This window comes from Methanogenium cariaci JCM 10550 (genome assembly GCF_001315945.1).
GTDB classification, from domain to species: domain Archaea; phylum Halobacteriota; class Methanomicrobia; order Methanomicrobiales; family Methanomicrobiaceae; genus Methanogenium; species Methanogenium cariaci.
The window spans coordinates 41,550-51,782 of record NZ_BBBG01000019.1; the positions used below are offsets into that span (position 1 = coordinate 41,550).

General features: G+C 48.3%; 8 protein-coding genes and 4 pseudogenes. 6 read left to right on the forward strand and 6 right to left on the reverse strand.

Annotated elements, in window-relative coordinates; genetic code table 11:
• Positions 1-4 precede the first annotated feature (4 nt).
• Positions 5-1,915: pseudogene (acs, locus tag JCM10550_RS13210) on the reverse strand (acetate--CoA ligase).
• A 222-nt stretch (positions 1,916-2,137) separates the two neighbouring features.
• Between acs and JCM10550_RS13215 the strand changes: the two are divergent.
• Positions 2,138-4,223: pseudogene (locus tag JCM10550_RS13215) on the forward strand (acetate--CoA ligase family protein).
• A 20-nt stretch (positions 4,224-4,243) separates the two neighbouring features.
• Here JCM10550_RS13215 and JCM10550_RS13220 read toward each other — a convergent pair.
• The gene (locus JCM10550_RS13220; RefSeq protein ID WP_062399789.1) at positions 4,244-4,564 is read right to left on the reverse strand and encodes a transcription factor S; all 321 of its coding nucleotides are present in this window, start codon (positions 4,562-4,564) and stop codon (positions 4,244-4,246) included.
• A gap of 106 nt (positions 4,565-4,670) precedes the next feature.
• On the opposite strand from JCM10550_RS13220, the gene artA reads away from it, so the two are divergent.
• A complete protein-coding gene (gene artA, locus JCM10550_RS13225) occupies positions 4,671-5,483 on the forward strand; it encodes an archaeosortase A (RefSeq protein ID WP_062399793.1) in 813 nt (270 codons plus the stop codon).
• Here artA and JCM10550_RS13230 read toward each other — a convergent pair.
• Positions 5,455-6,104 (reverse strand): annotated as a pseudogene (locus JCM10550_RS13230) (CDP-alcohol phosphatidyltransferase family protein). The gene artA and the pseudogene JCM10550_RS13230 sit on opposite strands and share 29 nt — an antisense overlap.
• A gap of 161 nt (positions 6,105-6,265) precedes the next feature.
• On the opposite strand from JCM10550_RS13230, the pseudogene JCM10550_RS13235 reads away from it, so the two are divergent.
• From JCM10550_RS13235 to JCM10550_RS23390, 3 genes and pseudogenes are all read left to right on the forward strand, one after another.
• Positions 6,266-6,960: pseudogene (locus JCM10550_RS13235) on the forward strand (dihydrofolate reductase family protein).
• An 11-nt stretch (positions 6,961-6,971) separates the two neighbouring features.
• A complete protein-coding gene (locus JCM10550_RS23385; protein WP_245619209.1) occupies positions 6,972-7,262 on the forward strand; it encodes a hypothetical protein in 291 nt (96 codons plus the stop codon).
• 99 nt (positions 7,263-7,361) lie between these two features.
• Positions 7,362-7,766 carry a S49 family peptidase gene (locus tag JCM10550_RS23390; RefSeq protein WP_281175406.1) on the forward strand — a complete coding sequence of 135 codons (405 nt, stop codon included), beginning with the start codon at positions 7,362-7,364 and terminating at the stop codon, positions 7,764-7,766.
• Positions 7,767-7,772: 6 nt separating this feature from the next.
• Here the strand turns inward: JCM10550_RS23390 and truD are convergent, their stop codons facing one another.
• The 3 genes from truD to JCM10550_RS25270 all read right to left on the reverse strand — a co-directional run bounded on the left by truD (position 7,773) and on the right by JCM10550_RS25270 (position 9,751).
• Positions 7,773-9,044: a tRNA pseudouridine(13) synthase TruD gene (truD, locus tag JCM10550_RS13245; protein WP_245619210.1), complete on the reverse strand. Its 1,272-nt coding sequence runs from the start codon at positions 9,042-9,044 to the stop codon at positions 7,773-7,775.
• A gap of 17 nt (positions 9,045-9,061) precedes the next feature.
• Positions 9,062-9,424: a peptidyl-tRNA hydrolase Pth2 gene (pth2, locus tag JCM10550_RS13250; protein WP_062399797.1), complete on the reverse strand. Its 363-nt coding sequence runs from the start codon at positions 9,422-9,424 to the stop codon at positions 9,062-9,064.
• Positions 9,425-9,520: 96 nt separating this feature from the next.
• Positions 9,521-9,751, reverse strand: a complete 231-nt coding sequence (locus JCM10550_RS25270) for a hypothetical protein (protein ID WP_281175404.1) — start codon at positions 9,749-9,751, stop codon at positions 9,521-9,523.
• Positions 9,752-9,801: 50 nt separating this feature from the next.
• Between JCM10550_RS25270 and JCM10550_RS13260 the strand changes: the two genes are divergently transcribed.
• The gene (locus JCM10550_RS13260) at positions 9,802-10,053 is read left to right on the forward strand and encodes an NAD(P)/FAD-dependent oxidoreductase (RefSeq protein WP_062399802.1); all 252 of its coding nucleotides are present in this window, start codon (positions 9,802-9,804) and stop codon (positions 10,051-10,053) included.
• The last annotated feature ends 180 nt before the right edge of the window (positions 10,054-10,233 follow it).

The window sequence follows — 10,233 nt, forward strand, 5'->3', positions numbered from 1 at the left end:
CTGTTTACTCGTCCAGTGTTGAGATATCACCGGGATCAATCCCCATCTCCTGTGCTTTCAGGACCCGACGCATAATTTTTCCGCTTCTGGTCTTTGGTAATGAGTCAACAAATTCGATCTCAGAGGGTACGGCAATCGGGCCCAGTGTCTGCCTGACATGATACTTGAGATCATGAATGAGCTTTTTGGTGACGGTTGTTCCTTCAATGAGTATTACAAATACCTTCAATAGGTTTCCTTTCACCGGGTCAGGTTTTCCGATGGCTGCTGCTTCGGCAACTGCATGGTGGGAAATAAGCGCACTCTCGACTTCAGCGGTTCCGATATTGTGCCCACTTACAATGATCAGATCATCTGACCGTCCCAGCATCATGATATACCCGTCCTCATCTTTTATTGCAAGGTCGTTTGTGCTGTAATAGGGACGTTTGCCTGCATTCCAGTAGGTCAGATAGCGCTCTTCATCGTTATGGATATGGCGCATCATTGATGGCCACGGGGGGGCGGTGATTGCAAGGTATCCTGCCTGGTTGGGGGGGCGACGGGTTTTCCATCCTTATCCAGCACATCCGCCATAATTCCCGGAATCGGTTTTCCTGCATATCCGGGTTTCATCTTTTCTCCGACAAGAGTGGTTACCATGTGGCTTCCGGTCTCTGTCTGCCACCAGGTATCAATTATCGGGCATCTCTGTTTGCCTATTACATTATAGAACCACTCAAACGCTTCTGGATTGAGTGGTTCTCCGACTGATGCAAGTATGCGCAGGGAACTGAGATCATATTTGTCCGGCCATTCCGCACCATATCGCATAAACATGCGAATGGCAGTCGGTGCGGTATAGAGAATATTAATGCCATATGTTTCAATCAGGTGCCACCAGATTCCGACATCAGGGTAGTCGGGAGTATGTTCGGTCATGAATATGGTTGAACCCAGAAGCAGGGGGCCGTATACGGCGTAGGTGTGTCCGGTGATCCATCCGGGGTCTGCGGTGCACCAGTATACGTCATTGTCCCTGACATTAAGGACATATTTGGTGGTGTAATAGGCACCCACCATATACCCTCCACAGGTGTGAACAATACCTTTCGGGGCACCGGTGGTACCCGATGTGTAGAGGATGAAGAGGGTATCTTCCGCGTCCATCTCTTCGGGGGGGCAGCTCTTTGCTGCCTTTTTCATGATCTCGTAGAAGTCAACCTCAAAATTATCCAGAAGACAGGTGGGGGGGGTCCTGAAGGCGGAGGACAACCACCCGTTCGACACTGGGTGCATGAATGAGAGCCTCTTCGACAATCGGCTTCAGCGGAATGCTTTTTCCCCCCCTGCGCATTGAGGCATCTGCGGTAATCACAATTTTTGCTGCTGAACCGACAATCCGCTGGTTCAGTGCTGCTGCCCCCCCATATCCGGCAAATACAACGGTGTGTACCGCGCCGATACGTGCACAGGCAAGCATTGCTATTACCTGTTCCGGGACGGTTGGCATGTAAATACATACGACATCGCCCTTCCCGACACCCAGATTTTTTAATGCATTTGCAAACTGCATGACCGCTTTGTAGAGCCGGTCATAGGTGTATATCTTCTCAGTTCCGTCTTCTCCACGCCAGAACAGGGCTACTTTATTTCGCCGGTTGTTCTTCAGATGACGTTCCAGACAGTTGTAGGTGATGTTGCATTTTGCATTTACGAACCACTTTGCATGGGGATATTCCCATTCCTTAATCTTATCCCATGGTCTGAACCAGAGCAGATCTGAAGCAACGCGCCTCCAGAAATCATCCGGATCTTTCTCAAAGTTTGCATATGAGAGGGCGTAGTCTTTAATTCTTGCGTCATTCCGGTATTCCGGGGGGGCCGGATTGTAGACTTTTTGGGTGGATTCTGGAGGATCCTCAGCATTTGTCATGATTTGTCATCTCTCGGGAATACTACTTAATTTGTTCCAATGGATAAAATCATTTTGTTTTGCGTAGGGTCCGGGGGGGATTTAACATGATTAACTATTACAAACATATATGTATAAGCCGATCAAACAAAATGACATAACTGTGACGAAGCAGTTTTCGTCATTTGTTGAAGCGGTTCCCCGTAATTCAGTGTTTTATTCTGATAAGTGAGGATGAAATCGATGAAGGAATGGATGTTAAGTGAAGCAGAAGGGTATGAAATACTGGGTAAGTATGGAGTCCCTGTGCCTGCGTTTAAGATTGTAACCACTGCGGAAGAAGCAGGGGATGTTGCAGAAAGTATTGGATTTCCTGTTGTGATGAAAATCGTTTCTCCCCCCCAGATCATTCATAAGAGTGATTCGAGGAGTTGTCACCAGTATCGGGACAAAAGAAGGCGCTCAGGCTGCATTTAACCGGATTGTGACAAGTGTCAAGGAATATAACCCTAAGGCAAAAATCGAAGGGGGGGTAATCATCGAAGAACAGGCAAAACCCGGTCTTGAGCTGATTATTGGTGGAAAAACCGATCCTACGTTCGGTAAGGTGATTACCTTCGGGATTGGTGGCACGCTTGTCGAACTGATGAAGGATGTGACCCTGAGAATTCTTCCGGCAACGGAGGAGGATGTACGGGAGATGGTCAAAGAGATTCGAAGTTATCCTCTGATCTCAGGCTATCGCGGTTCAAAACCCAAAGACGAAGAAACTCTGGTGCAGGCGATTCTGAATGTCTGCAAATTCTTTGAGGAGAACAAACAGGTAAAGGAATTTGATATCAATCCATTACGCCTCTACGAATCCGGTGCTTGTGCGGTCGATTCACGCATTATCCTGAGAGACATCAATGGTGTGCAGAAAAAGGAAGAACGTCCTGATGTCCCCCCCTTGAATACTTCAATCCCCCCCGGTCCGTGGCAATAATCGGCGCATCCGATGACCCCCCCACAAAGATGGGATATGCGGTAATGCACAACCTCCTTCATTTCCCCGGTCAGCTGTATCCGGTAAATAATAAGCGTGATACCATTCAGGGCCTGAAGGCGTATCAGACGATAAAAGATATTCCGTCACCGGTTGATATGGCCGTTATTACCGTCCCTGCAATGTATGTCCCCCAGGTCGTAGAAGAGTGCGGTGAAAAAGGAGTCAATGTTGCTGTTGTTATCACTGCAGGATTCAAGGAGATGGGTGAAGATGGCAAGGCCCTTGAAGAACGGATTGTTGCGATTGCGAACAAGTATGGCACGCGCATTGTCGGGCCAAACTGTTTGGGGGGGCTTATTGTTCCTCCCCCGCGGTCTTGATACGACATATGTTCATCAGTCCCCCCGGCCGGGTAATATTGCGTTCCTCTCGCAGAGTGGTGCAATCGTAAATACCGTCGTTGACTGGAGTCTTGCGGAAGACATCGGTTTTTCTGCGGTGGTCTCGGTAGGGAATCAGTCCGATCTGAACTTCTTTGATTATATGCGCTGGGTTGAGCGTGACCCGAATACCAAGGCAATCATCATGTACATCGAGGAGATCAGTGACGGTGATGCCTTCATGAAGGTTGCAAGCGAGGTTTCAAAGACGAAACCGATTATTGCCATCAAATCCGGTTCTTCTGACCGTGGTTCAAAGGCGGCAGCCTCACATACCGGTTCTCTCTCCGGTTCGTATGACGTATATATGGAAGCGTTCCGGCGGTCCGGAGTTCTTGCCGTCCACACCCTGACAGGCGCGTTCCTTGCAGCCGAGATGCTCTCGCACCCCCCCAAGAGATATCCATTGGGTTCACGCGCCGTTGTCGTGACGAACGCCGGTGGATTCGCGGTGCTTTCGTCTGATTATGCGGAACGGTATGGTATTGATCTGGTAGACCTGCCGGCAGACGTTGTTGATGAACTGAATGAATTCCTGCCTGAGTTCTGGAATAAAGGCAATCCGGTTGATCTGCTGGGTGACGCATCCGAACGCCGGTTTGAACAGACATTTGAGATTCTTGCCAAACATGATGATCTCTGGGACATGTGCTTTATCGTAGGGTTCCCCCCCAACAACATTCTCTCATCCGAACAGCTTGCCAATCAGATATTGAAACTGTCCGGCAATACTAATAAGCGTATTGTATCCTCTCTTCTGGGTGGAGGGTCAATGGATCGCGGCAGAAAGATTCTGCGTGAGCATTCTATTCCGAGTTTCGAGGAGCTTGACTTTACCTTCAGGGTTATCGGAAGGGTACTCTGGCAGCAGTTCAGGGTCTCAGCACCTGGTCTGCTGTAAAAAATATATTTTTAACTATTTTAGTCGTATTCGCGCCAGGTGTATTTGCACTTAACACAGCGGAAGAACCGGGTCTCTGATTCATCAGCAGACCGGAGCTGACGAAGCCACCATTCTGCAGTGCCATGGCCACATTCCGGACATTTTACAGCGATGGTCGGGAGAACGATCATATCATCCGCTTCATCAACGATGACAATCTCTTTTTCCACCCGTTTACTGCGTATCATCATATTTTCTGCGGTGTCTTCTTTTGGTTCTTCTGTATAACCGCATTTTCTGCACCGGAAAACGCCTTCAGAAGAGATCATGAATGATTTACAATTAGGACAGAATTTCATCGACTAATTATTTGTTGTACAGTCAGATTAATATATGGAATATGTGCCTTTCTGTGCCTTTCATATTGTGAAAATTATTTGAAGCTATATGCCATAATTAACTGTAATGCAGGAGATTTTTGTTCTCATATCCTTTATTGCATTCTTTCTGTTTCTCTTTCCGACGAGTTTCAGAAAATATTTTGCAATTGCTGGCTGGATAAGTGTTGTTGGTATCCTTTTTGCAAAATTTCCAGACTATATTATTGCAAATAATTTTATGTACCCGGTTGCAGCATTCCTTGGCATACCGTTTCTGATAATCATTATACCAAAACTGCTTGAAGAGAATGAATACAGTATCATCATCAGTCGGATGGCAGGCATTGCATATGTCATATTTGCTCCTTTTATGCTGGTTCCTCTCCTGGCAGACTGGCTTATTGCGGTCAATGTTGACCTGCTTGCATGGGTGTTTACGGGAATCGGTGTTCCGTATGAACTCGTTGAATGGAATATGTTCAGGATAAATCTCTACCGTGTTGAAATTATTCTCGCATGTACCGGTATTCAGGGTATGGCAATTATGCTGGGTGTTGCCTGGGCCATACCGTCTTCGGTGAAACAAAAAATCGTCTCTTTCTTTGTTATTGTGCCGGTGATATTTGTGTTAAATATCCTGAGAAATACCTTTATTCTCACCGCATATGGTAACCAGTGGTTCCCGTATTTTCCGGAAATCGCTTCAAACGGACAGATCGGCTATGAAAGTTTCTTCTGGGCACACAATTTTATTGCAGAAATCGGAGCGCTCTTCGCGTTTATTGCCATTGCGTATATGCTCTATTGGATCAATCCCCCCCTGCTGGGAAAAGTGATGGCAGGAATTGTGGATTTATTTGTCAAAGAAATCAGGGGATGGTTCGGTAAAGGTATATGATCCGCTGAATTGCTGAGAGATTTGTGCAGAGAGCGACAATAATTGCTGAAATCCATATATATCCGCTGATACCCCCCCGATGATCAGAATGATCAGGGTCTCCGGACGGCCAAAAAAACCAATACCTTCCAGGGGGTCTGCGATTTTTCCATTCTCCCTGTTATCATATCCGATTTCGGCGTAGACAACCGGTTTGATAAACGTGTTCATGAAAGAACCGATGATGGCGATTGCGATGATCGTAAAATCCAGTGTGTGTGCGGAGAAGGCATCAACAGCGATGAACTGAGAGATGATGGCAATACCGGACATTCCGATTCCCAGCAATGCAAGTGTATCGATATATTTGTCGGCAATCCAGTCAAAAACGGCTCCGAAATCACTGGATTTATTATTAATTCGTGCTACCCCCCCTCCATCAATAAGATCAAGAATGCCTGAGACAAAGAGCATAACGCTCCCCGCCACAAACATGCTGTTTGCATACAGGACAGCACATGCAATACCCGATAGTATGGCAAGCAATGTCAGCTGATTGGGGGTGATACCTGTCTTTGCACATGCATGTGCAAGAGGATTCAGGATTTTTATTGCACGGGGTCTAAACGCTGTAATATTCATTATCGTATACACAGATGGGAAGATTAAGGGTATAATTCTTTGTTAATACCCGCTATTTCAGGGGATGCACAGATTTAATCGTTCTCTTATCGGCATACCTATCGTATAACTACATTAATAGCACATACCGATTAAGAATAGATCAACCGGGGGGGTTCTCTATGGAAAATCGAATAAACCGACCACATGTTCTTATTATGTCAGAGATGACTGTCGATGGCAAACTCACACTCTGGAAAGGTGCGTCAAGCAAGATTCTGATGCAGTTTATGGACCTGAAACGGAGGTCCTGCTCCATAAGACGCGGGCCGAATATGATGCAATTATGGTGGGGGGGTCAAATACCATCCGAATTGATAATTCTATGCTCACGGTCAGGCATGTTGAAGGGAGTAGTCCAATCCGTGTCATTCCCAACAGGGGGGGGCTGACATCCCCCCCTTGATTCAAATGTACTCGGGCCTGATGCTCAGACGGTCGTTGCGGTATCGGAAGAGGCCCCCCCTCAGGAACGGGTGGCAGCGCTTCTGAAGAAAGGAGTCGATGTTCTGGTGGCCGGGAAAACAGAGATCGATTTCCCTCTGCTGATGTCCCTTCTCTATGATAAATATCAGATCCGATCGCTGATGGTTGAAGGGGGCCCGACGCTGAATTATTATATGTTAAAAAATCGTCTGGTGGATGAACTGCGTCTGATACATCTGCCCTTTATTGTCGGAGGTGCTGACACCCCCCCGTCTCTTGTCGGGGGGGGATGCATATCCGTTCGGTGGAAGAGATGTTTCACCTGAGCCTGAAAAATCATTATATGTGTGGAAAGAACCTGATAACAGAGTATGATATTCTCTATCAGTGAGTGAACATCCTATGGGTTGGCTAACAGATGAGGTAGACAGAATAAACCGAAAACGAATGCGACGCGGCTGGATTAAATATTTTTTTCTGGGAGGAATCACCGCGCTTTTTCTTGCAGCGATTGTGATCGCTGCACTATGGGCCGTTTCTGAAGAATTTAGTGTCTCGGTGATACGGGTGGAAGGCACGATTGTTTCGGGGGGGAATGTGAACGGAAACGGGTTTGCGGGAAGTGAATATATCGGCCGTGAATTACGTACCGCAGCAGATGATCCGCTTGTTGAGGCATTGTTCTCAGGGTAAACAGTCCGGGGGGGGATCCCCTGCGGCAGCGCAGGAAATCATCCGCGATATCGAATATGCAAAACAACGCAAACCGGTCGTGGTTTCCATGGGGGGGATATCGCAACATCCGCCGGTTACCACATCAGTTCTCACGCTGATGTCATCTATGCCAATCCGGATACCATGACGGGCAGCATTGGTACGATATGGACAATATTTGATTACAGTAAATCGCTTGAAGATGAAGGCGTATCTGTCGATATTGTCAAATCCGGAGATAAAAAAGATATTACGTCTCCTTACCGGGGACTCACCGATGATGAACGGGAGTATCTTCAGGAGCTGGTGAACCAGAGTTCTGATCTGTTTATCAATGATGTGATGGTTCAGCGCGGGGTAAATCGGTCGATAATCGAGGATGCACGCCCCATTCGTGGCGATTATGCAAAGAGCATCGGATTGGTCGATGAGATGGGGGGGAATCTCTTCGACGCAATAAATGCGGTATCTGCGTATCCCTGATGATCTCTAGATCATTCGCGTGGGATCCGCTTTCATATATTCCCGGCATATGGTGGTTGCATACTGGCCCGGCCCCCCCAGTGAGAATGAGAGGCGCACCGTGTCGTCACAGACCTCCGATTCCACACTGGTGCTCAGACTAATCCTGCGCACGGCACCCTTGAATGACATGCCGGTCATCTCGCCCGCTTTCCTGAATGATGCATAGGATATGCCGTCTGCTTCCATCAGGGAAGTGATCAGTTGTTCCGATGTGCTGTGGGTGGGAACAGTCTTTTCCCCCGGCATCTCCAGGCAGATATGGGCACGTCCCCCCCGTTTAATGAGGACCTCTGCCTGACCTGCGTTTTTATCTCCCACAATGTCGGTTTTTCCGGTCTGAAATATGACCCGGTCCCCCCCCGGTGCGGGTTTCGAGAGTGCGTATCCTTCCTGTATCCTGTGGGAAAGGCCCATGTTAAAGAGCCATGACTGATACGCTGAAACAAACATTGAGAGAAGTTTTGGCGGAACACTTTTGAGGGCGCCTTCATAATCATCCGGCCTTTCTGCCAGATGGTGAAGAATGGCGCGTTCATATCTCATCTGGACCGGCAGTGTTTCGAGTGCTGCTTTGGGATCGTTGTCCGAGAGGTATGCTCTTCGTGCTGCTGCATTGCTTTCCGGTTCTCCCTCTGACGGGAATCCCACATAGGTTCTGACCGCTTCTTTATAGTCCTCCAGCAGGATCTGTTTGCCTACCAGATGCGTGACCGGTCGCTGTACGCCAAACCGCTGAATCCCGAAATAATTCGGGACTCCTGTCCCGACACAGGTATTGATCTGTGCCACTCTCTCTTCCAGGTTATCAGGAGTGCATGCACGTATGGTAATCTCAAAACGATTGCCCTGTAAATCTCCGAGTGATAACTGCTGACCGGACCTGCCGACCGGGGGGGTCAGGGTAATATCTTTCAGCCGGATATTCTGCACCGCTGTTTCAGAGATGTCATACAGGGATATCAGCTGGGTGGTGATGGCATGTTTGTCTTTTGTCCCTGCCCATGAAATCCGGCGGTGGCTGACACCGAGTATCTTTGCAATCTCTTTTACTGCACGCTGGAGTTCCCAGTTTTTCTTCTCCAGTCTGCATATGAGATACTTGTCTGATGGTTCTTCGGATGTTTTTACCTCGTTGCTGATCTCATGCACCATGAAATCTTCTGCGTCCTGACGTAACAGGCCCTGAACTCCTTCAGTGTCGCAGACATAATACTGCATGCCCAGCAACTGTTCCACAGGATATGGTGATTGTTTCATAAGAGCTGCAGGTCTCCGGTAATTTTGTCCAGGTCTTCAGAGGGTGCCGGGCCCAGTCCAAGTGCAGTGATGGTGCCGGGTTCAATTTCCGTCCGGCCCGCATCCGTGATAAGCGACGTGGCAATGCCCGCCATTTCTGCATTGGTCTTTATTTCATACATCTCACGGAGAGAAGGAACCTTAAGTGTCACTTTCTTCATGCCCTCGTTAAACCACTTCTTTCGGGTGATTCGATCGGTTTTTTCATACGCACCAACAGCAGCATGAGCGAGTTGTGCGCATTTTTTGCCACAGGTCATTTTTACATCACTGCGGATAATCAGGCACTGTTTCCACTTAAAATCGGCTTCATCTTTCATCGATACTGTAATAATCATCTCTGGTAAGTATATACTTCTTCACTCGGCAGAGTATTGGGCCTGAAGTTTTTCCGATATCTTATCCCTGATTCATGCCTATTGATTGGTAATGTATGATGTGATTGTTGTCGGTGCAGGGCCTGCCGGGTCTGCGGCGGCACGATACTGTGCTGCTTTGGGACTCCAAACACTGATGGTGGAAGAGCATGCATCCATTGGATATCCGGTCCAGTGTGCGGGTCTTTTGAGTACGAATGCCTTTTCCACGTGTGGTGTGTCAGAGGATTCGGTGATACAGAAGGTGAGGGGGTGCTGCCCTTCACTCATCTCAGGGGTGTGAACTGCATTTTGACGCAGGTGAAACCAAAGCCGTTGTTGTGGACCGGGGGGCCCTTGACCGGGAGATGGCAGAGCATGCGGTCTCGGCCGGTGCGGATCTCATGCTCAAGACGTATGCATACGATATACGGGACCATGTGCTGTATACGAAAGGCGTCGATGGTCACCGGGAATTTGCGTTTCGTTTGCTCATCGCTGCAGACGGACCACGCAGTCCTGTCAGGGCGATTCGCGGGATGAAACCGCCTCTTCAGTTTTACTCCGGGGGTTCAGGCAGATGTTCCGTATGAAATGGCTGCTGAATTTGTTCATATTTATCCCGATGCCTCACCGGATTTTTTTGGCTGGGCCATTCCTGCAGGAGAGGCAGAGTGCGGGTGGGTCTTTCCGGAGGGGCTGATGTGCAGAACCGGTTTTCCTCGTTCATCCGCAAATTCAGCGATTCATGCCTGCATCAGGTGACCGGCACC

Bases quoted from the DNA above. Each gene is read 5' to 3' on its own strand.
- JCM10550_RS13220 (WP_062399789.1), bottom strand. From the start codon at position 4,564: ATGAAATTCTGTCCTAATTGTAAATCATTCATGATCTCTTCTGAAGGC.
- artA (WP_062399793.1), top strand. From the start codon at position 4,671: ATGCAGGAGATTTTTGTTCTCATATCCTTTATTGCATTCTTTCTGTTT.
- JCM10550_RS23385 (WP_245619209.1), top strand. From the start codon at position 6,972: ATGGGTTGGCTAACAGATGAGGTAGACAGAATAAACCGAAAACGAATG.
- pth2 (WP_062399797.1), bottom strand. From the start codon at position 9,424: ATGAAAGATGAAGCCGATTTTAAGTGGAAACAGTGCCTGATTATCCGC.
- JCM10550_RS25270 (WP_281175404.1), bottom strand. From the start codon at position 9,751: ATGAGTGAAGGGCAGCACCCCCTCACCTTCTGTATCACCGAATCCTCT.